The following is a 25,937-nucleotide window of genomic DNA, read 5'->3' on the forward strand; positions in this document are numbered from 1 at the left end:
AGAGGCTGCTGCCTCTGACTGCCTCTGAGTGACCCGGGTCGAACCGGGGTCGAATCAGAGTGTTTTCCTCTGACTGCCTCCGCTCGTCTCTGCAACCCGTCCTAGCAGGTCACAGCCTCATCGCCCCCACACAAGCGCAGGTCAGAACGGTGCGCTAGCTGTACCACTGGTTTTTGGCGAAGGAGGTCATGTGCGGCATGAGAGCTGGCTCCCGCCTCTGGTGGTGACGACATCGTCGGAAAGGACTTCACAAGGCCGCAAGGAGGCTTCCGCCTCGCGGAAGTGTGTTTGCGAATTGCCTGTTCAGAGGGGACAAGAGCAACAGTTGGGTGCCCGGCTCCGGTTCGCCGCCGCTCGCGGTCGGCGGGGAAGCTGCCCGCCGACCGGGGCGTACGACGAGACCGGAAACGTATCCTGAGCGCGTTCGCCCGGTCAGGCCCGCGCGGCACCCTCTCAGGCGGCCGCACGCGTGACGAAAGTTGGTCTCCACCCCACGTGAGCAGTCGTCTCCCGCAGCGCCAGAGCACCAGGCCGACGATGCGCGATGTCGCAGAGCGGGCCGGAGTCGCCCTTGTCACCGTCTCCCGCGTCGTCAACGGCATCGGGACCGTCCGTGAGGAGACGGCCGACCGTGTGAACGCGGCGATCAGCGAGATCGGGTACCAGCGCAACGAGATCGCGCGTTCCCTGCGCCCCGGGCAGACGTCGATGACCATCGGCCTGCTGCTCGGCGACCTGACCAACCCGTTCTACGCGTCCCTGGCGAAGGCGGCCGTCGAGGTGGTGGCCCACGCCGGTTACGCCGTTCTCCTCAGCACCGCCGACGAGGACCCGGAGGTCGAACGCCGTGCCGTGGGCGAGCTGATCGGGCGACGAGTGGCTGGGCTCATCATCGTGCCCGACCAGGGCGATCACGCCTTTCTGCGGGAGGTCAACGGCCACGACCAGGTGCCCATCGTCTTTGTGGACCGGCCCGCCACCGGCGCCGAGGCCGATGTCGTCCTTGTCGACAACGAGGACGGGGGACGCATGGCGACGCAGCACCTCATCGACCACGGCCACCGCCGGATTGCGATCCTCGTCGCCCCCTCGTACTACACCACCGGCCGCCGACTGCGCGGATACCGCAAGGCCCTGCGGCAGAGCGGCATCGACGCCGACGAAGCACTGGTGGTCACCCTGCGGCGCGGCACCACGGAGGAGGCCGCCGCCGCCACCCACGCCCTGCTCACCTCTCCGCACCCGCCGACGGCGATCTTCTCGACGACGGGTTTCCTCACCGAGGGCGTCCTGCGGGCGAGCCGGCAACTGCACGCCCGTATCGCCGTCGTGGGCTTCGACGACTTCAAGCTCGCCGACATGCTCCCCACCCCGGTCACGGTGGTGACCTCGGACACCGAGGAGCTCGGCCGCCGCGCCGCCCATCTGCTGATCGACCGCATCAACGGTGCGGACGCCCCCTTCCGCAGGACCGTGCTGCCGGCGCAGTTGATCGCCCGTGGCACGGGGGAGATGGCTCCCGGGTAGCGGCTCGGCAGAGCGGACGAAAGCGCCGGATGGGAACGTTGCCACTGCCCGTCGGTGGCATCAACGGCCCGTGCAGCCCCAGTAGTTCAACGCGGTTGCCCTCAACAGCCGGTTTGGTACGGACCATTGACGTTCGATCCGGGTGGTGGGACCTTCACGATGGTTACGTTTCCATAGCTCCGGACGCCCGGGTCCGTCCGGCCCCCACAGCGAAGCAGGAGACACAGACATGACCGTCCCCTCGAACCGGCTGAGACCCCTGAGCGAAGCGCTCACCATGGTGCTGCTCCTCGTTCTCGCCCCGCCCCTGCTCCTCATGAGCGCTGCCCCGCGCGCACACGCTCTCGACAACGGCCTGGCCCGGACACCCCCGATGGGCTGGAACGACTGGAACGCCTTCGGCTGCGACGTCAGCGAGACGCTGGTCAAGCAGACCGCCGACTATCTCGTCTCCTCCGGTCTGAAGGACGCGGGGTACCAGTACGTCAACATCGACGACTGCTGGATGGCCTCGGCCCGGAACTCCGCCGGCCAACTCGTCCCCGACCCCGCGAAGTTCCCCGACGGCATCAGCGGCACCGCCGCCTACATCCACTCCAAGGGTCTCAAGCTCGGCATCTACGAGAGCGCCGGCACCGCCACCTGCCAGGGCTTCCCCGGCAGCCTCGGCCACGAGCAGACGGACGCCGACAGCTTCGCCTCCTGGGGCGTGGACTACCTGAAGTACGACAACTGCAACCACCAGAACGTGCCCGACCAGCAGCGGTACACCGCCATGCGCGACGCCCTCGCCAACACCGGGCGTCCCATCGTCTACAGCCTCTGCAACTGGGGCCTGGCGAGTGTGTGGACCTGGGGAGCGGGGGTCGGCAACAGCTGGCGAACCACCGGCGACATCAACGTCAACTTCTCCACAGTGGTGTCGATCTACAAGTCCAACGTGAAGCTCGCCGCCTACGCCAAGCCCGGCGCCTGGAACGACCCCGACATGCTCGAAGTCGGCAACGGCATGTCGTTCACCGAGGACCGTTCCCACTTCAGCCTGTGGGCCGAGATGGCCGCGCCGCTGATCGCCGGGAACGACCTGCGCAGTGCCTCGGCGGCCACCCTCTCGCTCTACGGCAACAAGGACGTCATCGCCGTCGACCAGGACTCCCTGGGCAAGCAGGGCACCGAGATCTCCTCGTCGGGCGGTCTGCACGTCCTGACCAAACCCCTCGCGAACGGTGACGTGTCGGTGGTCCTGTTCAACGAGAACGCGAGCGCGGCCACGATCACCACCTCGGCCTCCGCGGCGGGCCTCCCGGCGGCGTCCTCGTACCGGGTGAACAACCTCTGGTCGCACGTGATCAGCAGTACGAGCGGCAGCATCGCGGCCAACGTTCCGGGGCACGGCTCGGTCATGTACCGGGTGTCCGTCGGCAGCGGCACCAGTACCGGGACCACGCATCCGCTGATCGGCGCCTCGTCCAACCGCTGCCTCGACGCGTACGGCGCCCAGACCACCCCCGGCACCAAGATCGAGATCTGGGACTGCGGCGGTGGCTCCAACCAGGCCGTGACCCTCACCGCCGCCGGTGAACTACGGCTCTACGGCGGCACCCAATGCCTGGACGCCTACGACAACGGGACCACCTCCGGCACGAAAGTGCAGCTCTGGACCTGCAACGGCGGCACGAACCAACAGTGGCGCCTCAACGGGAACGGCACCATCACCGGTACCCAGTCCGGGCTCTGCCTCGATGTCACCGGAGGCGACAAGCCCGCCGGGAACGTCAACGGCACTCAGGTCGAGCTGTGGACCTGCAACGGCGGCGCCAACCAGCAGTGGCGCCTGGGCTGACGGCCCTCACCTCCCCACGTCCATGGAGCCGGCATGAACTCAACGGCACGACGCGTCCCGAGAATCGGCACCGGCCTGATCGCGGCCCTGGCCCTCCTGATCCCGGTCACCACCGGCGTCGCGACCGCCGCCCCCGAGGCGACGATCTGCAACAAGTACTGCGACGCCCGCGACCCGGCCCTGTCCCCGGGGGACCGGCAGCCTGTCACCGCCACCATCTACGCCCGCACCCTCACCCTGCACTTCGACGACACCGACGCGATGGGCTGGGCCTCGATCACCAACGGCAGTCCGGGGGACGAGGTCTGGCTCGACCGCTCCTTCGACGGCGGCCGGACCTGGAGCTCGGGCAGCAGGCTCGGCGACACCACCATCCCTTCGGGGCAAAGGGGTTGGCGCACCCTGATGTACAACGTCGACGACTGGAACAACAACGGAGTCGGAGCGCTGCGCGCCTGCGGCAAGGCGGGGGACCGGGCCGAGATCGCCTGCACGGCATGGGCCCGTACCACCTGGAACGCGTACAGCAGGCCCACCGCGGCGGCCACCGCGCTGATGCAGTCGTACAACAACTCCACCGGCCTGTTCGACACCACCGGCTGGTGGAACTCCGCCAACGCCCTGACCGCGATCATCGACAACATCCGCGTCACCGGAATGCCCAGCTACAAGTACGCCGTCGCCAACACCTACGACCGCCAACTGAGCGCCCAGGGCGGCCAGTTCCGCAACGACTACATCGACGACACGGGGTGGTGGGGGCTCGCCTGGGTCGCCGCGTACGACCTGACCGGCGACAGCCGCTACCTGAACACCGCCCGCGCCGACGCCGACCACATGGCGCAGTACTGGGACTCGACGTGCGGCGGCGGGGTGTGGTGGAGCACGGCGAAGACGTACAAGAACGCGATCGCCAATTCCCTCTACCTGGAGCTGAACGCGGCGCTGCACAACCGGATCTCCGGCGACACGGTCTATCTCGGCCGGGCGAACGCGGAGTGGTCGTGGTTCAAGGGCACCGGCATGATCAACGCCTCCCATCTGGTCAACGACGGCGTCGACCTGTCGACCTGCGGCAACAACGGGTCCACGGCATGGTCGTACAACCAGGGTGTACTCCTCGGCGGACTGTCCGAGCTGTACCGCGCGACGGGGGACCCGGCCCTGCTGACCACCGGCCGCCAGATCGGTGACGCCTCGACCACCTCCACATCGCTGAACTCCGGCGGAATCCTGCGCGAGCCGTGCGAGACGAACGGCTGCGGGGGCGACGGGCCCTCCTTCAAGGGCGCCTACGTCCGCGGGCTCAGCGCCTTCAACGCCCGGCTGTCCGACCGCCCCTACACCTCGTACCTCACACGGCAGGCGGACTCCGCCCACGCCAACGACCGCAACGCCCTCGACGCCTACGGACTGCACTGGGCCGGGCCGATCGACTCGACGGACGCCGCCCGCCAGCAGAGCGCACTCGACCTGATGAACGCGGCGAACTGACCGGTCATCGCCGACCGGAGCCGCCCTGCCCGGGAGATCCGACACCATGCTGCCTCGCAGAAGCCTTCTCAAAGCCTCCATGGCCGCCCTGGCCGCCCCCGCGATCCTCACCGGCGTGGCCGGCCGTGCCTCCGCCACCGCGTCGACCCTCAGCATCGACCTGCAGAACAACACCGGCTCCAACACGGTCTACGCGTACGTCACCGGCCTGGCGATCGACAACGGCAACGCCTGGTACCTGCTGCGGGCCGACGGCCAGACCCCGTACTACCCATCGTCCCCGTCCTCGACCGGCACCCCGCTCGCGGTGGACTGTGCGATCCCGCTGAACGCCTCGGGCGCCGGCCCCAAGCGGATCACCATCCCACGCGTAGCCGGCGGCCGGCTGTGGTTCTCCGTCGACCGGAAGCTGACGTTCCTGCTCAACCCCGGCCCGGCGCTCGTCGAGCCGTCGGTGACCAACTCGTCCGACCCGAACATCGACATCCAGTGGGATTTCTGCGAGTTCACCTTCAACAGCTCGGTCCTGTACGCCAACGTCAGCGCCGTCGACTTCGCCGCCATGCCCATCGCGCTCAAGCTCACCACCGGCTCGGGCGGCACACAGAGCGTGCCGGGCCTGGCCGCCGGCGGACTCGACTCCATCTGCGCCGGGCTGACCGCGCAACACGCCGCCGACGGCCAGGGCTGGGACCAGCTGATCGTCACCTCCGGCGGCCAGAACCTGCGGGCCCTGAGTCCCACCGCCGGCATCGTGCGCAACTCCTCGCTGTTCTCCGGGTATTACTCCTCCTACGTCGACCAGGTCTGGGCCAAGTACGCGTCCACCCCGCTGTACGTCGACACCCAGGCGTCCTGGGGCACCCTCACCGGAACGGTGTCCGGCGGCCTGCTCACCTTCCCGGCGGCAGGGTCCTTCGCGAAGCCGTCGGCTGCCGACATCTTCAGCTGCAACTCGGGACCCTTCAACGTCTCCTCGGCCGTCATGGGCGCCCTCACCGCCCGTATCAGCGCGGCTCTCAACCGCAGCACCCTGCTGTCCGACGCCCATCAGCCGGGCGGAGAGAACCCCGTCACCTACTACACGACTTCGCCGACCAACCACTACGCACGCCTCGTGCACGCCACCTCCACCGACGGACGCGGCTACGCCTTCCCGTACGACGACGTCACCCCGAACGGGGGCACCGACCAGTCCGGCTTCGTCACCGACGGCGACCCCACTCTGCTGACCGTCACGCTGAGCGCCGTCCACGGCGGCGGAGGAACCACCCCGCCCTCCGGTGGGACCAGCGCCTTCTCCACCATCCAGGCGGCCTCGTACACCGGCCAGTCCGGCACCACCACCGAGACCACCAGCGACACCGGCGGCGGCTACGACGTGGGATACATCGCCGGCGGGGACTGGCTCGGCTACGCGAACATCGACTTCGGCAGTGGCGGCGCGACACAGTTCATCGCCCGCGTGGCCTCCGGGGCCGCCAGTGGGGTCAGCGGCCTGGTGCAGGTCGCGCTGGACAGCCCCACGGCCACCCCGGTCGGCAGCTTCTCCCTGGGCAACACGGGCGGCTGGCAGAGCTGGGTGACGATCCCCGCGAACATCAGCAAAGTGACCGGCGTGCACACGGTCTATCTGACCTTCGCCAGCGGGCAGCCCGCCGACTTCGTCAACGTCCACTGGTTCACCTTCGCGGCCTGACCCGACAGCGCCGGAGCTTCGGCATCCGGTCCCGCCCGGGTCGGTGGCCCGTGTGCCGTCAGCTCCCGGAACCGGTCGTCAGCCCGCGGCGGCGGTGAGCGCTCCGAGGGCGCCGGCCTGGGTACGCCAGTCGGTCTGGTTGGGGCTGGTGCCGGCCCAGCGTTCACCGAGGGCGTTGAGGGAGCTGCGGTCCTGCGCCCACAGGGTGTCCGCCTGCTTCTGGACGTAACTCCGGTAGGTGCTGGAGCCGGTGGCCGTCGCGAGGTCGGCGAAGTTCCGCATGAAGATGCCCTTGAACTGCTTCTGGTTGTCGTCGCAGGACGCCGAGCCGACGTCGCAGGACTCGGTGAGCACTCCGCCGGTGGTCAGCGTCGGGTTGCTGACGGCGGCGTCGGCCAGGGTTCGCGCGGTGGCCAGCAGCGAACTGTCCCCGGTCGTCCTCCACAGTTCGGTGAAGGCGCCGATCGCCAGCCCCTGGTTGTAACTCCACACGGTGGAGCCGTTGTTGGCGCAGGCCGAGGAGAGCCCGTCGTTCACCAGCCCCGAGGAGTTGATCATCCCGCTGGCCTTGTACCAGGCGGCGGACGTCTTCGCCCGCTGGAGCCATACCGTGTCGCCCGGGATGCGCTGGTGCAGCGCGGTGGTCAGCCACAGATACTGCCCGTTCGTCACCGCGTTCTTGTAGGTGCGCTCACGGTCCCACCACACGCCACCGCCGCAGGTGCTGGGATCCCAGTACTGCTGGACGTAGTCGGCGATGGTGACGGCCTCGTCGAGGTACCGGGAGTCGCCCGTGTAGTCGTACGCGTCGATCCAGGCGATGGCCCACCAGCCCGAGTCGTCGATGGAACGGCTGATGAAGTCGCCTTCGATCGCGTCCGAACTGCGCACGCCGGCGGCGAAGGTGCCCTTGTTCCGGTCGAAGGTGCGCGCGATGACCCAGTCGTAGTCGTGCGTGCCGGTGGTCTTCGCGAAGTCGATCAGGGAGGTGAGGGTGGCGGCCGAGTTCCACCAACTGCTGGGCCACCAGCCGTTGTAGGGGTCGTACGACGTCATCAGAGTGTCCGCCGCCGCGCGCGCCCTGGTCGGTACGGGCCTGACCCATGCCGTGCAGCTGCCCTCGTTGTGGCTTGCCTCCCGGCCGCAGGCGCGGACCGCGCCGCCGTAGAGGAGGCCGCGCGGGTCGCGGGTGGCGTACATCGCGGTACGGGTGCCGGTGGCCCCGGACGGGGTGCTGGTGCGGCCGAGGGAGGAGCCGTCCGGCCAGGTCGAGCCGCCGTCCCAGGAGCGGTCGAGCCAGATCTCGTCGCCGGCGCCGCCGGTGTCGATGGTCGCCCAGGCCATGGAGTTCTTCTGGTCGACGTGCAGCCGGATCGTCCGGCCGTAGAGGGTGGTCGACGGCACCGGCTGGTCGTCACCGGCCGCCTGGCCGGCGCCGGTACCGTCGCAGAGGCCGTCACAGACGGTGGGGTAGGCCCAGTTCGTGCAGCCGACGCCGGCGGCGTCGCCGCAGGCCCGCACGAGCCCGCGTCGGTGGTTGCGGGGATCAGTGATGTTGTACATCAGCGTCAGGGTGCCGGTCCAGGTGCTCGGGATGCTCGCCTTGCCGAGCAGTCCCTCCCAGGTGGCGCCGCCGTCCCAGGAGCGGTCCAGCCACACCGAGTCGCCGGTCACGCCGCTGTCGATGCTGGCCCAGGCCATGTCGTCCGCGTCGGACACGTGCAGTTCGAGGCGACGGCCGTTGAGGTCCTTGTTCGGTACTGGAAACGTTTCCTGTCGTGCCTGTGAGGGGTCCAGCGCGTCACAGGCCAGTACGCACACCTGGGTGGCGGCGGCCGCGGGCGTCGCGGCCGGGACCAGTGCCGCGAGCGCGAGCGCGGCCGTCAGCAGGAAGCTGAGAAGCCGTGATCTGACAACGATGTCGGAGCGTCGTAAGGGCACCGGAACTCGCCTCGATTTCACGATGGGGGACGCCGGTCGGCGGGCGTGGCTGGGGCCGACGGCTCTCACCGAGCCGGGCGGGAATCGAGCACTGGTCCATACCTGTCCCGGAGGCAGTGAACCGGCTTGGCGAGGTCCTGTCAATGCCCTCAACGGGAGTCTGTTCAAGGGCAGTTCGGGGTGGCCGTGACGGGTTGACACCCTGTTTTCGGGCGCCCATCATCGGTGGAACTTCGGCGAGGCTCCTCGTGCATCCAGCTTTCCAATCGGTCGCTGGGCTTCGTAGGCCACAGTTTTGAATCGTTTCAGAAATTGCGTTTCTGTATTCCCGCACCCGATCCGGGAGGTTTTCCATGCGTCGTCGTCCCCCGCTGAGCAGATCGCCAGGTCGGCACCACTTGCTCGGCCTCGCCGTGATCGCGGCCACCGCGCTGTCCGCGGGACCCGCGCCGTCCGCCGGCGCCGCGCCTTTCGCGACGACCGCAACGGGGGTCCACAAGGCGGCCCTTGACGCCCTGAACTACTCGCCGACCTCGCGCACCCTGAAGCCGACCGCCGTCTACCGGACATCCGGCAGCGTCGCGAACCCGCAGAACGTCCTCAGCGGACAGCCGACGCGGATCTCCGGCTCCCAGTCGGCCGTCACTCTCGACTTCGGCAAGGAGGTCGGCGGTCTGGCAACGTTGTCGTTCGGTAGTGCAAGCGACAGCGGCCAACGGGTCGGCCTGGCCTTCAGCGAGTCGTCCCTGTACGCGGGCAACAACAGCGACCGCAGCAGCGGCCGCGACGGTGAGGACGGGGCCCTCTACGCCACAGCCTCCGCCAACGGCACCTACACGATGCCCACGGCTCAACTGCGTGGCGGCTTCCGCTACCTGACCGTCTTCCTCGACACCTCGGGCTGGGTGGACCTCACAGGCGTCAGCCTCAACTTCACCGCGGCTCCCGGGAAAGCCAACCCGGCCGACTACGCCAACTACTTCTCCTCCAGCGACGACTTGCTCAACAGCATCTGGTACGCCGGGGCCTACACCGTGCAGCTCAACACGATCGCCTCCGGCCAGGGCCGCGCCTGGCCCCCGCCGGCCTCGGCGTGGGACAACAGCGCCACCGTCGGTGTCGGTGACTCCGTCCTGGTCGACGGGGCCAAGCGCGACCGTACGGTGTGGCCCGGCGACATGGGCATCGCCGTACCCACGCAGTACGCGTACTCGGGCGACCTCACCTCGACCCGCAACGCGCTCACCACGATGTACGACGCGCAGTCGGCGGAGGGCGAAATACCCTGGTCGGGGCCGCCGTTCAACCTCACCGGCTCGGACACCTACCACACCTGGACGCTGCTGGGCACGTCCACGTACTACACCTACTCGGCCGACCGGACGTGGCTGGACTCCGAATGGGCCGACTACAAGCGCGGGATGGCCTTCATCACCAACAAGATCGACGGCAACAACCTGCTCAATGTGACCCGCACCCAGGACTGGGCCCGGGTCGGCCAGGGCGGCGAGAACATCTCCGCCAACGCGCTGCTGTACGCCGCGCTCAAGGGCGGCGCCGCCCTGGCCACGGTCGAGGGCGACGGCGCACTCGCCGCGAGCTGGACCGGCAAGGCGGCCGCCATCAAGACCGCCGCCAACTCCCGCCTGTGGGACGCTTCGAAGGGCATGTACAAGGACAACCCGACCAGCGGCCTGTACCCGCAGGACGGCAACTCGCTCGCCGTCTGGTACGGGCTCACCGACTCCACGGCGAAGTCGCGGAGCGTCATCACCCAGCTCGGCACCCGCTGGGGCGCGTACGGCCCCACCACCCCCGAGTGGGGCGGCAATGTGTCGCCCTTCGTGGGCGGCATGGAGCTGAACGCCCGCTTCACCGCCAATGACGACTACACCGCCCTGGACCAGATCCGCCGCACCTGGGGCCACATGCTGACCAGCGACATCGGCACCAAGAGCACCTTCTGGGAGGGCATCAAGGCCGACGGCGGCCTCGCCTACGGCGGTTCGTTCATGAGCCTGGCCCACGGCTGGTCCACCGCGCCCACCTCGACGCTCACCTTCGACGTGCTCGGCACCGCACCGGAGTCGGCGACCGGCGCGTACCGCTTCGTCCCGCACCCCGGCGACCTGACCAGCGCCGAGGGCCGCATCACCATGCCCCAGGGTGCCATCAACGCGTCCTGGTCCCGCGACCCCGCCGCCGGCACCTACTCGGCGCACCTCACCAGTCCGTCCGGCACCAACGGCCGCATCGGCGTCCCGAAGTCCGGAGGCGGCAACATCTCGGTGTCCGTGAACGGCAACGTCGTCTGGAGCAACGGAACCTTCACACCCACCTCGGGAATCACCGGCGCGAGCCAGGACGACACCTACGTCTACCTCACCGGCGTCGCCCCGGGCAGCTACACCGTGACCGCCACCGGACTGGGCAATCCGTCGGCACCCGCCGATCCCGCAACCGGTGCGCTGCGGGCGGGCTTCACCCGGTGCGCGGGCGAGGGCGGTACGTGCTCCTTCAGCGGCACGCGTGCGGTGGCCTACGGGGCCGGGACGTACACGTACAAGACAGCGACCAGTAGCACCGCCTGCACCAATGCCTCCTTCGAGGGCGACCCCGCGCCGAACCTCGTCAAGTCCTGCTACGTCGCCGACGCGGGCGGCCCGCCCGGATACACCTCCTGCGCGGCGGAGGGAGGCACCTGCGCCGTGCCCGGATACAACCGTGACGTCGCCTACGGCGCCAACGGCAACTTCGCCCACCAGGTCACCAACGGCTCCGTCGCCTGCACCAACGCCCACTTCGGCGATCCCATCGACGGCGTCGCCAAGTCCTGCTACCTGCCACCCGACGGAGCGCCGGCCGGCGGTTGGACCAAGTGCGCGTCCCAGAACGGCACCTGCTCGGCCGCCGCGGGACAGCCGGTGATGTACGGCGCCTTCGGAGCGTTCACCACACTCACGGCCACCGGCGACACCCCGTGCACCGACGCCACGTTCGGCGACCCGATCCCCGGCGAGTCGAAAGCCTGCTACACCGCCACCGGCGGCCCGGCAGGCTACGCGACCTCCTGCGCCGCCGAAGGCGGCACGTGCGCCTTCAGCGGACAGCAGACCGTCGCCTACGGCGCCCGGGGCCGCTTCCTCTACAAGTCGTTCACCGGCGGTACCGGCTGCACGACGGCGGCGTTCGGTACCGATCCGCTGCCCGGCGTGAGCAAGACCTGCTACCTCACATCCTGAGCGGCCCGACGCCTCCGGCAGCCTCCGCCTCCCCGCGTGTTCGGAGGCTGCCGGATCACTCCGGATCACTCCGGATGGGCCGCTGCCTCCTTCTGCAATTGCACCGCCGCCACCAGGCTCAGTTTCGGTTCCGCCCGGCGCAGCGACTTCACCGCCGCCACCGAGGCGATGTCCCCCGTGAAACCGACGGCGGCCAGCCGGGAGCGGACCCAGCGGGCGCGCAGCTGGGTTTCGGTGGCGGCGGCGGTGGACTCGACGAGTCCGACAGCGCGTTCCAGGCCCGGGCGCTCCTGTGGTGAGGCCTCCGCCAGTGCCTGACGCAGGGCCGCGGCGACCACGTCCGCGTCCCGGATGGCCAGCACGAAGTTGTTCTTTTTGCTCAGTCCCGCGATTCCAGTCATACGGATCAGCGTGACCGTCATCTTCCATGCCTGCCTAGCGACTTGAGGAGGCTCAGAGGCTCGGCTACCGGCTACCGGCCGTCGGCCTGTGCGGTCAGGGCGAAGGCCAGCAGTGCCGTCGTGGTGGGGTCTCCAGATCGTCCGGGGGTCACTGGGCGACGGTGAGCGTGAGGGCCCCGGTGTAGGTGGTGCCCGGGGTGAGGGTGGTGTCGGTGCCGTCGACGGTGAGGGTGAGGCTCTCGCCGGGCGGTGCCTGCACCGAGGCGTCGGCGTCGACGACCAGCTTGGTGAGGTACGACGTGCCGGTGACCGTCCAGACCGATCCGGCGCCCAGCTTCACGATCACGCCGTTGTTGATGGCCGGCTTCGGGGTGTTGGTGACGTGGTTGATTTGCTGCCACTCGGCCGAGGTGATGGTGGAGACCGCGTGCCGCGACATCGAGGAGGAGATGACGCCCTCGACGCGACTGCGGCGGAAGGTGGCGATCAGGTTCTTGCCGGTGCGCATCGCGTTGTAGAAGTCGCCCGTCAGGGAGATGTCGGTGAAGGAAGCGGTGGCGTCGGCGGTGTGCTCCGTGGTGGTGTCGAACCCCGTGTTCCTGGCCGGGTCGCCGGTGGGCTCGGTGTAGACGCCGGTCATGGAGCCGGGGTCGTCGGTCTCCATGATCTGCACGAGGACGCCGTTGCCCGCGTGGAGGCGGGCGCCCTGTGAGCCGTCCACGACGATCGACATCTGCTTCCCCTTGTCGAGGAACATCGTCTCGGCGGTGGTGAAGCGGGTGCCGCCGCTGATCTCCACCCTGCCGCCGTCGCCGCTGTGCCACATCACGCCGAACCCGCGCGAGCTCACGACCGACGGCCTCGGGTCGATCCCGGCCAACTCGCGCTCGCTCAGCCGCAGATCCGCCGCGGTGTTCAGCGCGGCCACGGCTTCGCGGGTGCTGTCGGCGAAGGCGACGGAGCCGCCGGTGGAGATGGCGGCGAAGGTGGCCACGTCGAAGCGGGTGCCGAGGAAGACGTCCTGCTGGCTGCCGCCGTCCGCGTACGTGCCGTACCCGGAGTCGCCGGTGATGGTGACGGTGGAATTGACCGTGGCCAGCACAGAGTTGCGTACGGAATCCGTGGACAGCACGCCCCAGGCCTCCGAGGAGACACGGGAGTTGAGATAGGTGGCCGTGGTGTTGTTGCCCAGGACGTTGGTGGCGCGCACGTTGCCGGACAGGCCCAGCATCCAGGGCACCGTCATCATGTTCGCGCCGAAGCCCGGCTCGTAGTCGTCGGGCAGCACGCCCTCGCGGGTGTGGATGCGGGAGTTCTTGACGATCACGTTGGCGCCGTCGCGGGCGATGACGCCGGTGCGCACCGCGCCCCGGTTGTCGATGTCCGCGCCGTCCACGATCAGCCGGGTGCCCGCTCCCGCGCCGGTGACGGCGGCGCCGTAACTCGCGAAGTCGAGGCGGCCGTTGCCGTCGAAGGCGATACGGGGATCCTCGAGGGTGTACGAGGCGCCGTCGGCGACGAAGAAGGCGTTGAAGGCCTCGCCCGTGGAGGTCAGCGAGACACTCCTCGCGTACGCATCGGTGAGGCGACCACCCCGCACGCCCGACAGCACCGAGTTCTCGGTGACGACGCCGTCGGCGCCGACGTAGACGGCCTGGCGCAGATGGAAGGTGGCGCCGGCGAAGGACTCCACGTGCTCGGCGGCCGGGGTGAGGACGACGTCGCCCCGGTAGACGCCCGCCGCGATGACGGTCGTCCAGCCGTAGGTGCCGTCCAGGACCGAGCCGGTCTCCACGCCGTTCACGGTCAGGGACAGGCTGTACCCCTCCGGGGCGGTGAGTACGGAGCCGTCTTCCAGGACGAGTTCGTCGAGCCGGGTGATCGCGGCGACCTCCCAGGTCTCGCCGGAGGCGACGGTCTTCCTCCGCCGGGCCGCCGCGGCCGGTGTCGCTGCGTGGGCGGTGGTCGGTACGAGCAGCGCGGGTGCCGCGACGACGCTCCCGACGGCGATCAGCGCGCGAACCCGCGACCGCATCGTCACGCCGCACTCCGCGAGGGCCTGCTCCATGGTGTGGTTGGTGACTTTGGACATGCATAACTCCCTTGCACCCCATGGCTGTTCATGGGGCGATCGGCTTCGAGCGGTGTGCGAGGGAGTGAAGCAGTGACCGTGGAGCCGCAGAAGTGGGTGGCTCCTGTGAATCCGCCGACGGGGCATGGCCATTGGGGATACGAGCCATTACCCGGCCAGACCGACACGGGTCCACCCGGCTCGCCCGGCCTGCTGCCCGCCGGTTATCCGCAATAGCAGGAAAATCTATTCACGCGATAAGAGCAGCCTGTCAAACCCATAAGTGAATTCCGTGAATTTGCGCAATTTTCCTGTGTGGCTCAAGGATATTTTGTTCTCCTGACGAGGTGTTGAGATTTAGGTAAGAGTGTCGATAATCTTGTCAACAATCGCATGAAGCGCCCGACCGGGCGCCTGTCGTGCGCTCCAATCATGCGAAATGTCCGCTATCTGTACGGATGTGCCGTCCCTGAAGTCGGCTGACGGGTGCTTTCCGTGTGGCCGGGACGTCATTCCAGTATTGAAGGAGTGGTTTGTGAGCAGAGAAAGAACCCGTCGAGTACGCACGCGACGGACTTGGCGGGGCGTAGCCGGTGCCGCCACGGCAATTGTGCTGGTCGGCGGTGGCTTTGCCGTGGCAAATGCCTCGACGGATACGTCGACAACCAAATCGGCGGCAGGTGTCAAGCGCCCGGTCGACAAGGACGCCACCGGCACCAAGGCCGTGGTCAGCGCCGCCAACGCGTTCCTGAACACGCTGGATGCCGACCAGCAGGCGGAGGTCCTCCTGGACCTCACCGAGGAGAACGCGACGGCGTGGTCGAACCTGCCGTGCGGCTCGTCCTGCCGTCCCGGCATCGAGCTCGGCTCCCTGACTGACACTCAACTGGCCGCCGCCCAGCAGCTGCTGAAGGTGGCCACGGGTACCGGCAAGGGCAGCGGGTACGACCAGATCACCCAGATCATCAAGGCCGACGACGTGCTCGCCTCGGTGCAGGCCACCAGCTCCGCGGGGACGGGGCCGGCGCCATCGGACGCCGCGTCGAGCACGGCCTCGGCCGACCCGTCCGCCACGGCGAGCGCGAGCTCCACGGCCACCGACGCCCCGACGGGCACCCCGCCCTCCGGCGGCACCGGCGGGGGCGGCTCCTTCGGCTACGGCAGCGGCCTCTACTACATGGCGTTCCTGGGCACCCCCTCGGCGGACGGCACCTGGCAGCTGCACTTCGGCGGCCACCACCTCGCCGTGGACCTCACCTACAAGAAGGGCAAGGTGGCAGGCGCCAGCCCCTTCTTCATCGGAGTCGAGCCCACCAGCTGGACCGCCGACGACGGCACCACGTACACGCCGCTGGAGGAGCAGCGCAACGGCATGCTCGCGCTGACCGGCAGCCTGAGCACGGAGCAGCTGGCCACGGCCAAGCTGTCCGGGACGTACAACGACGTGCTCCTCGGCCCGGGCGAGGACGGCCAGTTCCCGGAGACCAAGGAAGGCATCAAGGTCAGCGAGCTGTCGCCCAAGCAGCAGAAGCTGGTCCTGAAGGCCATCTACCCCTGGGTCTCCAACGTGGACGACGCCACCGCGAAGAAGCTCATGAAGACGTATGCGCATGAGCTGAACGAGACCTACGTCGGCTACTCCGGCGGCACCGCCCTCGACACCCAGGGCGACTACGTGCGCATCGACGGTCCCGGCGTGTGGGTCGAGTTCGTCTGCCAGAACGGCCTCGTCATCCAGGGCAAGGTCCACTACCACACGGTGTACCGCGACCACACCCGCGACTACGGCAGCGAGTTCTCCTTCTCATGACCCGACCGCGAAACTGGCTGACCACCGCACTTCGCCTGGTGGCCGGGATCGCGATCGCGGTACCGGCGGCGCTCCTCCTCGGGGCGTCGCCGGCCGCCGCGCATCCGATGCCGCACTCAGTGGTCCAGCTCGACGTGTACAAGGCCTCCGTCACCGCGAGGCTGGAACTGCCGGTCGGCGACTTCGCCACGGCCAGCGGGATCGACCTGACCAACACCGAAGCTTCGGCCCTGCCCGCCAAGGCCACGGCCATCCGCACCTACCTCGGCAAGCACATCCGCCCGACCACTCTCAAGGGCGAGGCGTGGCAGGTCGGCATCGGCGCTTTGAGCCTCAGCCGCACCCAGCAGACCTCCACCGGCCCGTACCGCGAGCTGGTCGCCAAGGCCGTGCTCACCCCGCCGGCCGGCGCCGACGTACGGCACTTCACGCTCGACTACGACGTGATCGTCCATCAGGTCGTCACCCACGTCACGCTGGTGTCGGTACGACAGGACTGGGCCGCCGGCCGGGTCACCGGCGACGGCGCCACCCAGGTCGGCACCATCCGTCTCGACATCCGGCACATGACCGTCCCGCCGCTGACCGTCGACCTCGGCAAGGGCAGCGCCTGGCGCGGTTTCGTCGCCATGGTCGAACTCGGCGGCGACCACATCCTCACCGGCACCGACCACTTGCTGTTCCTGCTCATCCTGCTGCTGCCCGCACCGCTGCTGGCCACCGGGCGACGCTGGGAAGGTCTGGTCGGCGCCCGCACCGCGCTCGGGCGCATCGGCCGCATCACGCTCGCCTTCACCGTCGGCCACTCCGTCGCGCTGGCCGCCACCGCCCTCGGCCGCCTGGAGATCCCCGGCCGGCCGGTCGAGGCGTTCATCGCCGCCAGCATCCTCGTCGGAGCCGTACACGCCATCCGCCCCCTGTTTCCGGGCCGGGAAGCGGTCGTGGCCGGAGTCTTCGGCCTCGGCCACGGCATGGCGTTCTCCTTCGTGCTGGCCGAGATGCATCTGTCCACCGGACAGCTCGTGTCCAGCCTCCTCGGCTTCAACCTGGGCATCGAACTGGTCCAGCTCCTGCTGGTCTGTCTGGCCCTGCCCACCCTGCTGGTGATCGCGCGGCTGCGGATACAGCCCGCGCTGCGGGTGGGCGGCGCGGTGCTCACCGGCTCGGCGGCCGTCGGCTGGCTGGCCGACCGGCTCGGCGCGCCCAACTCGATCGCCCGGGCGGCCGACAGTGCCGGATCCCACACCACGCTGATGCTGGCCACCCTGGCGCTGGCCGCGGTCGTCGCCGTCGGCTGGACACTGGCCACGCGCTGGCGAGCACCGTCCGAACAGGGCGGCGGTCTCCGCCTGCGGCCGCAGGCGCGACAGGAGGCGGAGACGGAGGCGGTGTCCGGATAGGTGCTCTCACACAGCCCGCGCGAGCGCGCCGGTATGCGCCGGCCTGGCGGGAACCGGAGCTGTCCACCGACAGGGCCCCAACGGGAACGCGGATTCCAGCGTGCGAACGGGGCGCGCGCTCGCCCTGGGCAGGCCCGTAGTTCTTCCGATCGGCCGTCGGCTGACGATCCGTCCGAAACCGTTCGTCTCACGTACCGCCGAGTTTCACATGGGGGCCACAGGACCCTTCCCTGACGTTTGGTGCTCTTGGAACACTCCAACCGCGCACGTTCCCTCACCATCCGGCCGACCGGGCCCGTCAGGACAAGAGGTCACTCACCCATGCCTCAAGTGAATCGGCGCCGATTCCTCCAACTCGCCGGCGGCACCGCGGCGTTCACCGCGCTGGCCAACAGCATCGAGCGCGCCGCCGCGCTCCCGGCCAACCACCGTTCCGGCACTATCGACGACGTCGAGCACATCGTCGTCCTGATGCAGGAGAACCGTTCCTTCGATCACTACTTCGGCTCGCTGAGAGGCGTCCGCGGCTTCGGCGACCCGCGTCCGGCCACGACGTCGGGCGGCAAGTCGGTCTGGTACCAGTCGGACGGCACCAAGGACGTGCTCCCCTTCCGGCCCGAGGCGGACAACCTGGGCATGCAGTTCATCCAGGACCTCCCGCACGGCTGGAGCGACGGGCACACCGCCTTCAACAACGGCAAGTACGACAAATGGGTGCCCGCCAAGTCGTCGACGACGATGGCGTACCTGACGCGCGAGGACATCCCGTTCCACTACGCGCTCGCCGACGCCTTCACCATCTGCGACGCCTACCACTGCTCGTTCATCGGCTCCACCGACCCGAACCGCTACTACATGTGGACGGGCTACACGGGGAACGACGGCAAGGGCGGTGGGCCCGTCCTCGGCAACGACGAGGTGGGCTACGACTGGACGACGTACCCGGAGCGGCTGGAGGCGGCCGGGGTCTCCTGGAAGATCTACCAGGACGTCGGCGACGGGCTCGACGCGAACGGCTCCTGGGGCTGGATCCCGGACGCGTACCGCGGCAACTACGGCGACAACTCGCTGCTGTACTTCAACCAGTACCGCAACGCCAAGCCGGGCGACCCGCTGTACGACAAGGCCCGCACCGGCACCGACGCCCGCAAGGGCGAGGGCTTCTTCGACCAGCTGAAGGCCGATGTCCAGGGCAAGAAGCTGCCCAAGATTTCGTGGGTCGTCGCGCCCGAGGCGTTCACCGAGCATCCCAACTGGCCCGCGAACTACGGCGCCTGGTACATCGCCCAGGTCCTGGACGCGCTGACCTCCGACCCCGAGGTGTGGAGCAAGACGGCGCTGTTCATCACGTACGACGAGAACGACGGCTTCTTCGACCACCTCGTGCCGCCGTTCCCGCCGCAGTCCGCCGCGCAGGGCAAGTCCACCGTCGACGTCGGCCCGGACCTCTACCAGGGCGACGCGAGCCGCGCGGCCGGACCGTACGGGCTCGGCCAGCGGGTGCCGATGCTCGTCGTCTCGCCCTGGAGCAAGGGTGGTTACGTCTGCTCCGAGACGCTCGACCACACCTCGATCATCCGGTTCATGGAGCGCCGCTTCGGCGTGCACGAGCCCAACATCTCGCCCTGGCGGCGCGCGATCAGCGGCGACCTCAGCTCGGCCTTCGACTTCGCGCGCAAGGACACCAAGCCGGTCGCGCTGCCGGACACCGACGGCTATCAGCCGCCGGACCACGACCGCCACCCCAGCTATGTGCCCACCCCGCCGGCCAACCCCGTCCTGCCCAAGCAGGAGCGTGGCTCGCGCCCGGCCCGCCCGCTGAAGTACGCGCCCCTGGTGGACGGTTCGGCGGACACCGCGGCCGGCACATTCACACTCACCTTCGGCTCCGGCGCCAAGGCGGGTGCCGTGTTCCTCGTTACCTCCGGCAACCGCACCGACGGGCCCTGGACATACACCACCGAGGCGGGCAAAACGGTCTCGGACACCTGGAACTCGGCGTACTCGAACGGCTCGTACGACCTCACCGTGCACGGACCGAACGGCTTCCTGCGCACCTTCAAGGGCCCCGGCAAGGCGGCCGGACCCGAGGTCACTGCGCGGCACGTCGGGAGCCATGTGGAGCTGACCCTCACCAACAAGGGCTCCGGCACGGTCCACCTCAAGCTCACCGACGGCTATGGCGGAAAGCCGCAGTCGTTCAAGGTACGGGCGGGCGCGACCGTGCGGCACACGGTCGAACTGCGGGCGAGCAGGCGCTGGTACGACCTGACCGTCGTGTCCGACGCGGACGCGGGCTTCTTGCGCCGGTTCGCCGGACATGTCGAGAACGGTCTGCCCGGTGTCAGCGACCCGGCGATCGTCACCGCCTGATGGTTACCCAACTACCGGTTGCTTTCCGGCCATCCCACGGTAGTGTGCCCCGGTGACCACGCATTCGAACACTCCTGCAGGTTGGTACCCGGATCCGCACGGGGCGCCCCAGACGCTGCGCTACTGGGACGGATCCCAGTGGACCGACCACACGAATGCGGACCAGCAGGCCCAGGGCGCGCCGCAGGTACCGCACCAGGCCCAGCAGCCCCAGCAGGCATACGCCCAGCAGCCCGCCCCGGCCCCCGACCAGCGCGTGCAGAGTCAGGTGCAGCAGCAGGCCGGCGTCGCGCCCAGTGGCGTCGGCGGCGGCACGCTGTTCACCGAGCCGGTCCTGGTGGTGAACCAGAAGGCCAAGCTGATCGAGGTGACCAACGAGTACAAGGTCATGGATCAGAACGGCAACCAGCTCGGCTCGGTCACCGAGGTCGGGCAGGGCGTGTTCAAGAAGATCCTGCGCTTCGTCTCCAGCCTCGACCAGTTCATGACCCACAAGCTGGAGATCCGGGACGCCCACGGCCAGCCGCAGCTGCTGCTGACCCGCCCCGCGAAGTTCCTCAAGTCGCGGGTCATCGTGTCGCGTCCGGACGGATCGCCCGTCGGCGAGATCGTCCAGCAGAACATGATCGGCAAGATCAACTTCGCCATGAACGTCAACGGCCAGCAGGTCGGCGCGATCAAGGCGGAGAACTGGCGGGCGTGGAACTTCGCGATCGTCGACCACGCGGACAACGAGGTCGCCCGGATCACCAAGACCTGGGAAGGCCTCGCCAAGACGATGTTCACCACTGCGGACAACTACGTTCTGCAGATCCACTTCCAGCTCCCCGAGCCCCTGCTGAGCCTCGTCGTGGCGACGGCGCTGACCGTCGACACGGCGCTCAAGCAGGACTCCCGCGGACTGGGATGACGGTGACATGAGGAAGGAAGGGCGGTCGCGGATCTCCGCGGCCGCCCTTCTTGCATGTTCCCCACAGGGACGTCGGTCGCTCGCTAGAGGGACGTCAGGTGGCCCGAGTTGGGCTGCTTGGGCACCAACGAGGGTTCGTACGTCGCCGATCCCGCGTCCAGTGCCAGCACCGCGGCGACCGGGTGGTCGTCGTCCACCAGGGTCTGGGGCCGGGCCAAGGGCAGGGGGTCGGGATCGGGCGTCGACCGTGACAGCGTCACCACGCCCCACGCCGCGATCCCCGCTCCCACGAGCGCCAGCAGCGCGCCCGCCGCGCCGCCCTGAAGGCGTTCGCCGAGCAGCGACAGGCCGATCACCACGGCGGCGACCGGGTTGGCGAGTGTCACGACGGCGAGCGGCGCGCCGAGCCCGCCCTGGTACGCGGTCTGCGACAGCAGCAGTCCGCCGGCCGCGAAGGCCGCCACGAGCAGTGCCACCACGACCACTTGGGCGCTCAGCAGCGAGTCCGAGCGGTCCGTCGCGGCCACTGTCACGGTCTGTGTGAGCGCCGAGGCGACCCCCGAGGCGAACCCGGAGGCGGTCGCGTGCCGCAGCCCCGGCCGCGTTCCCGGCCGTGACAGGCCGCCGATCAGCATGGCGGTCGTGCCGGCGACGGCGAGCGCCTGAGGCACCGACAGCACGTCGTCGGGCGCGGGCCCGGACGCCGTGACGAGCAGTGCGGCGAGGCCGATCAGCGTGAGCGCGGTACCGCGCCACTCGACGGCGCTGACCCGCCGTCCGGCGACCCGCGCGCCCAGCGGCACGGCGGCGACCAGGGTGAGCGCACCGAGCGGCTGCACCAGTGTGAGCGTGCCGTACTTGAGCGCGGCGACATGCAGCAGCGCGGCCGAGGCGTTCAGCGCGACCGACCACCACCAGGCCCCCCTGGTCAGCATCCCCAGCGTGCCCGAGCCGGGCGACCGGGAGGCGAGCCGTTCCTGCGCGACGGCCGCGGCGGCGTACGCGACGGCCGAGAACAGTGACAGGACGACGGCGGCGAGAGTGGCGCTCATCGTCCCGCCCCCACGAGCTCCGGCACTTCCTGTACGGGGACCTCGGCGCGCTCCTGGACCCGGCCCGCGGTCGTCACCGTCCGGTGCGGCAGGTGGATCACGGCGAGCGCGATGCCGAGCAGGGCGGTCGCGACGATCGCGTCGAGCCAGTAGTGGTTCGCGGTGCCGACGATCACCACCAGGGTGAGCAGCGGATGCAGCAGCCACAGCCGGCGCCACCGGGACTTCGTCGCCGCGATCAGGCCGATCGCGACCATCAGCGCCCAGCCGAAGTGCAGCGACGGCATCGCGGCGAACTGGTTCGCCATCGAGTCGGTCGCCGGGTGCGCCCCGTACACCGTGGGCCCGTACACCTGTCCGGTGTCGATGAGACCCGCCTCGGCGAGCAGCCGCGGCGGTGCGAGCGGGAAGGTGAGGTGGCCCACCAGGGCGGCGGCGGTGACCACGGCGAGGACCCGGCGGGCCCAGACGTAGTGGGCCGGGCGCCGCAGGTACAGCCAGATCAGGAAGGCCGCGGTGGCCGGGAAGTGAACGGTCGCGTAGTAGGTGTTCGCGATGTGCACGAGGGTGTCGCTGTGCAGCAGTGCGGTCTGCACGGCGCCCTCGCCCGGCAGGTGCACGGCCCGCTCCAGGTCCCACACCTTGTGCGCGTTGCCGAAGGCCTCGGCGGTGTGGCCGGTGGCCAGCTGCCGGCCGACCTTGTAGACGGCGAAGAGCCCGACGACGAGCAGAAGCTCCCGCAGGAGCGGCGGGCGCGCCGCGGTGTCCGACGCGTGCGCTTTCGCGGCGGCGTCGCGTGACGCCGCCGCTTGTATGGCCGCGTCGGGCGGCTCCGGTTCTGAAGCGGACTCTGACGCGGATTCTGCAGGCTCGGTTCGGGAATCCATCCCCCGGCCCCCTTGCTGACGGTCTTGCGTGGGGTGATGCGCGGTGAGCCCAGGACAGGATCCACTCGACAGAAACGTAGATCCTGTCCAAGGCTCATCGATACGACAGTGTACCGATACGCCAGTGTACCGATACGGATCCGTACCGGTACACTGGCGTATCGATTAGACTGTGTGAAGCAGGCCACCACACGAGCCGGATTCAGCGAGGAGAAGAGCCATGACGTCGCAGGCCGCGGACGGACCGGAGACGGTCGTCGCCTCGCGCCGCTCCAAAATCACGCCCGAGCGTGAGCAGGAGTTCTACGACGCTGTGCTCGAACAGATCCGCGAATGCGGTTACGAGGCGCTGACCATGGAGGGCGTGGCCACGAGCACGCGCTGCAGCAAGTCCACGCTCTACCGCCAGTGGAAGACGAAACCCCAGTTCGTGGCCGCCGCGCTGCGTGCCAACCGCTGTCCGCGGTTCGCGGGGATCGACACCGGCTCGCTCGCCGGGGACCTGCGCGCGGCGGCGCGGGCCGCGGGCGACTGGTCGGGCCGCGACACGCAGCTCCTCCAGGCGCTCGGCCATGCCGTCATGCAGGACAGGGAACTCCAGGACGCGCTGCGCGACGCGCTCGTCGAGCCCGAGATCGCCGCGGTCAAGGAGATCATCGCCCGCGCCGTCGACCGGGGTGAGATCGCGGCCGACCATCCGGCGCTGGAGTTCGTCCCCGCGCAGCTGTTCGGCGTAGTGCGCGTGCGCCCCGTGCTGGAGGGCCAGTACGCGGATGCGGCGTATCTCACACAGTTCGTGGAGGCGGTCGTGCTGCCGGCACTGGGCCTGAAATGAGACCGCTCGGCCTGACTTAAGACTCAGGTCGCCGTCCGCGGGATGACCGGACGTCGGCCTGTAACGCGCCGCACCGTGGGGACGGGGGCGGCGCGCACCCCCCGGCCGGGTGGGGTTCCCCTTGAGCGGAGGGGCGCCCCACCCGGCCGATCCATGTCCGGGGTCCATGTGCCGGTCCGGGGTCTCCGGACCGACCATGTGTACGGGCTACACGTTCTGCCCGTTGCCGCTGACTCCCGACGCGACCTTGATGCCCTTGGTGATCGTGTCGATCACCGACTGCTTGGGCGCCTTGGAGCTGACGTCGACACCGAAGCGGACGACGACGAGCGTCTTGGTGTCGGCGGGGGAGGGGAAGACGAGCGACTCGACATAGCCGTCGTCGCCCTTGCTCGTCACGACCTTCCAGCGCACCAGATAGCCCTTCTCGCCGGCCACGGTGACCGCCTTGGAGGCGAGCTCGGTGTGCGAGGAGATCGTGCCGTAGCCCTTGCCGTACGACTCCGTGGCGTTCTTGGAGATGTCCTCCTTGGCCGCCGCCTCCGCCGTGGTGGACTTCAGGCCCTGCAACGTCGCGGGGGCCGAGTACGCACCACCCCGCTGGCACTTCTCCGACGTGTCACCGGGGCACTTGTAGGTGTCCTTGGTGGCGATCACGGCGCCGGTCGTGCCGTCCTGGCCGGTCCAGCCGTCGGGCACCGGGATGCTGACGCCGCTGAGCGCGTCGGTGGCGTAACCCTCCTCGGCCTGCGGCTGCGCCGACTGACCGGGCGCCGGGCTCTGGCCGTCGGAGCCGCCGGAGCCACCCGAGCCGCCGGGTGCGCCACTCGGAGCGCCGCTGGGTGCGCCGCTCGGTGCGCCCGAGCCGCCCTGTCCGCCACCAGGTCCGCCCTGGCCGTTGAACCCGCCGGGGTTCTGCGCGTTGGCGCTGTTGCCGCTGTTGCCGTCGTCCTTGGTCAGCGCGTACACGCCGCCGCCGATGCCCGCGAGGACCGCGATCGCCGCGGCGACCGCTATGCCGGTGCGCAGTCCGCGCCGCGGCGAGCCCGGGGGAAGGGCCGGATACGGTCCGGCGGCCGGCGCGTGCGCCGGGGGACCCCATGGGGCGGCCGACCCGACGGGGCGGGTCTGGTCCGTCCATGCCTTACCGTCCCACCAGCGTTCGGTGGCGGGAGCGTCATCTGTCTGCCCGGGGTCGGGATACCAGCCGGGAGGAGTCACCTGCGTCATGGTGCCCACCGTATGAGCCCTGGGTGAAAGGCGGATGAGAGGGTCCCCCGGCGGTTCACTTCAGGTCACTTCAGCACGAGCCGTACGGGTGCCCGGTCCGGCCTCGGTGGCACCCGCAGCCCGTCCCGGCCCGGGGTGATCGACCCGAGCACGCTGGGATGCCTCGCCCCGGTGCTCGCCGGATCGGTGCCCGCGAGGCCGTGCAGCGTCAGAAAGCCCAGCACGGCGAAGGCGTACGCCTCCTTGGCGTCCGAGGGCAGCCCCAACGCGTCGGCGGTGCGCAGCGCCACCCCGGGAAGCTCCGCGCCCAGCATCGCCATGAGGACGGGATTGCGGGTGCCGCCACCGGAGGCGATCACCTCCGTGGCCCGCACCGCGCGCACGGCGTCCGCGACCGTCCGGGCGGTGAGCCGGGTGAGGGTCGCGATGACGTCCTCGGCGGTCAGTGTCCCGAAACCCGCCAACGCGTCCCGCAGATAGCCGAGATGGAACAGCTCCTTGCCGGTCGTCTTGGGCGCGGGCAGCGCGTAGTACGGCTCCGCGAGCAGGCGCTGGAGCAACGGCTCGTGCACCGTGCCGCGGGCGGCCAGGGCCCCGTCCACGTCGTAGTGCAGGCGTCCTCCGCTCAGTCCCCGCGTCGCCGCGTCGAGCAGCGCGCACGCGGGCCCGGTGTCGAAGGCGGTACCGTCCGGCGCGGTGAGGTTGGCGATGCCGCCGAGGTTCAGCGCCACCGGCGTCCCCGGCCTGCCGCGCAGCCACAGCAGGTCGACCAGGCTCACCAGCGGTGCTCCCTGGCCGCCCGCGGCGATGTCCCGCGGGCGGAAGTCGGCGACCACCGGCAGCCCCGTCGCCTCGGCGATCCAGGCGGGCTGCCCGAGCTGGAGGGTTCCGCGCACCTGCCCGTCCTGTGCCCAGTGGTAGACCGTCTGGCCGTGCGAGGCGACCAACTCACCCTGCCCGTCGCACAGTTCGCGGTCCGCCCGGACGGCGGCCGCCGCGAAGGCCTGTCCGATGAGGGTGTCCAGGCGGCACACCTCGGCCAGGCTCGTGGGGGCCGGGGGCAGTGCCGCCGCGAGCGTGTCACGCAGCCCGTCGTCGTACGTCTCGCTGACGAGCCCGAGCGGCCGCAGCACGAGGCTGTCGCCGTCGAGGGCCAGCTCGGCGGCCGCCGCGTCGATGGCGTCGTACGACGTGCCGGACATCAGGCCGATCACCCGCACCT

Annotated in this window: 17 protein-coding genes; 10 read left to right on the forward strand and 7 right to left on the reverse strand. The window is 69.6% G+C overall.

The window, feature by feature from the left end:
- Positions 1 to 537 precede the first annotated feature (537 nt).
- From OG975_RS41305 to OG975_RS41320, 4 genes are all read left to right on the forward strand, one after another.
- Complete coding sequence (locus tag OG975_RS41305) at positions 538 to 1,527, forward strand: LacI family DNA-binding transcriptional regulator (RefSeq protein WP_406334721.1); 990 nt, start codon at positions 538 to 540, stop codon at positions 1,525 to 1,527.
- A gap of 229 nt (positions 1,528 to 1,756) precedes the next feature.
- Positions 1,757 to 3,370, forward strand: a complete 1,614-nt coding sequence (locus OG975_RS41310) for a glycoside hydrolase family 27 protein (protein WP_406334723.1) — start codon at positions 1,757 to 1,759, stop codon at positions 3,368 to 3,370.
- Between the two features lie 33 nt (positions 3,371 to 3,403).
- Entirely contained in the window at positions 3,404 to 4,864 is a 1,461-nt protein-coding gene (locus OG975_RS41315; RefSeq protein WP_406334724.1) for a glycoside hydrolase family 76 protein, read from the forward strand.
- 46 nt (positions 4,865 to 4,910) lie between these two features.
- Positions 4,911 to 6,563 (forward strand): beta-1,3-glucanase family protein, encoded by a 1,653-nt coding sequence (locus tag OG975_RS41320; RefSeq protein WP_406334725.1) that lies wholly within the window; start codon positions 4,911 to 4,913, stop codon positions 6,561 to 6,563.
- Between the two features lie 78 nt (positions 6,564 to 6,641).
- Here OG975_RS41320 and OG975_RS41325 read toward each other — a convergent pair whose 3' ends face one another.
- Positions 6,642 to 8,264, reverse strand: a complete 1,623-nt coding sequence (locus OG975_RS41325) for a glycoside hydrolase family 76 protein (RefSeq protein ID WP_406336698.1) — start codon at positions 8,262 to 8,264, stop codon at positions 6,642 to 6,644.
- 593 nt (positions 8,265 to 8,857) lie between these two features.
- Between OG975_RS41325 and OG975_RS41330 the strand changes: the two genes are divergently transcribed.
- Positions 8,858 to 11,746 carry an MGH1-like glycoside hydrolase domain-containing protein gene (locus OG975_RS41330; protein WP_406334726.1) on the forward strand — a complete coding sequence of 963 codons (2,889 nt, stop codon included), beginning with the start codon at positions 8,858 to 8,860 and terminating at the stop codon, positions 11,744 to 11,746.
- 65 nt (positions 11,747 to 11,811) lie between these two features.
- On the opposite strand, the gene OG975_RS41335 is transcribed toward OG975_RS41330, so the two are convergent.
- Positions 11,812 to 12,147: a hypothetical protein gene (locus tag OG975_RS41335; RefSeq protein ID WP_406334727.1), complete on the reverse strand. Its 336-nt coding sequence runs from the start codon at positions 12,145 to 12,147 to the stop codon at positions 11,812 to 11,814.
- Between the two features lie 148 nt (positions 12,148 to 12,295).
- Positions 12,296 to 14,239, reverse strand: coding sequence for a hypothetical protein (locus OG975_RS41340; protein ID WP_406334728.1), 1,944 nt, complete (start codon positions 14,237 to 14,239; stop codon positions 12,296 to 12,298).
- Positions 14,240 to 14,852: 613 nt separating this feature from the next.
- Between OG975_RS41340 and OG975_RS41345 the strand changes: the two genes are divergently transcribed.
- The 4 genes from OG975_RS41345 (at position 14,853) to OG975_RS41360 (ending at position 20,711) form a co-directional block, all read left to right on the forward strand.
- Positions 14,853 to 16,028 carry a DUF3500 domain-containing protein gene (locus OG975_RS41345; RefSeq protein WP_406334729.1) on the forward strand — a complete coding sequence of 392 codons (1,176 nt, stop codon included), beginning with the start codon at positions 14,853 to 14,855 and terminating at the stop codon, positions 16,026 to 16,028.
- Complete coding sequence (locus OG975_RS41350; protein WP_406334730.1) at positions 16,025 to 17,428, forward strand: HupE/UreJ family protein; 1,404 nt, start codon at positions 16,025 to 16,027, stop codon at positions 17,426 to 17,428. The genes OG975_RS41345 and OG975_RS41350 overlap by 4 nt, the downstream gene beginning before the upstream one ends.
- Before the next feature lie 321 nt (positions 17,429 to 17,749).
- The gene (locus OG975_RS41355; protein ID WP_406334731.1) at positions 17,750 to 19,801 is read left to right on the forward strand and encodes a phosphocholine-specific phospholipase C; all 2,052 of its coding nucleotides are present in this window, start codon (positions 17,750 to 17,752) and stop codon (positions 19,799 to 19,801) included.
- Between the two features lie 52 nt (positions 19,802 to 19,853).
- Complete coding sequence (locus OG975_RS41360; RefSeq protein ID WP_406334733.1) at positions 19,854 to 20,711, forward strand: phospholipid scramblase-related protein; 858 nt, start codon at positions 19,854 to 19,856, stop codon at positions 20,709 to 20,711.
- Between the two features lie 83 nt (positions 20,712 to 20,794).
- Here the strand turns inward: OG975_RS41360 and OG975_RS41365 are convergent, their stop codons facing one another.
- Positions 20,795 to 21,763: a hypothetical protein gene (locus OG975_RS41365; protein WP_406334734.1), complete on the reverse strand. Its 969-nt coding sequence runs from the start codon at positions 21,761 to 21,763 to the stop codon at positions 20,795 to 20,797.
- Positions 21,760 to 22,650 carry a phosphatase PAP2 family protein gene (locus tag OG975_RS41370; RefSeq protein ID WP_406334735.1) on the reverse strand — a complete coding sequence of 297 codons (891 nt, stop codon included), beginning with the start codon at positions 22,648 to 22,650 and terminating at the stop codon, positions 21,760 to 21,762. Before OG975_RS41370 ends, OG975_RS41365 begins: the two co-directional genes overlap by 4 nt.
- A 220-nt stretch (positions 22,651 to 22,870) precedes the next feature.
- Between OG975_RS41370 and OG975_RS41375 the strand changes: the two genes are divergently transcribed.
- A complete protein-coding gene (locus OG975_RS41375) occupies positions 22,871 to 23,485 on the forward strand; it encodes a TetR/AcrR family transcriptional regulator C-terminal ligand-binding domain-containing protein (RefSeq protein WP_406334737.1) in 615 nt (204 codons plus the stop codon).
- A 207-nt stretch (positions 23,486 to 23,692) separates the two neighbouring features.
- Here OG975_RS41375 and OG975_RS41380 read toward each other — a convergent pair whose 3' ends face one another.
- A complete protein-coding gene (locus OG975_RS41380) occupies positions 23,693 to 24,715 on the reverse strand; it encodes a DUF2510 domain-containing protein (protein WP_406334739.1) in 1,023 nt (340 codons plus the stop codon).
- 65 nt (positions 24,716 to 24,780) lie between these two features.
- Positions 24,781 to 25,935 (reverse strand): anhydro-N-acetylmuramic acid kinase, encoded by a 1,155-nt coding sequence (locus OG975_RS41385; RefSeq protein ID WP_406334740.1) that lies wholly within the window; start codon positions 25,933 to 25,935, stop codon positions 24,781 to 24,783.
- Positions 25,936 to 25,937: the final 2 nt, after the last annotated feature.

It is taken from the genome of Streptomyces sp. NBC_00203 (assembly GCF_045206325.1).
Lineage (GTDB): Bacteria > Actinomycetota > Actinomycetes > Streptomycetales > Streptomycetaceae > Streptomyces > Streptomyces lutosisoli.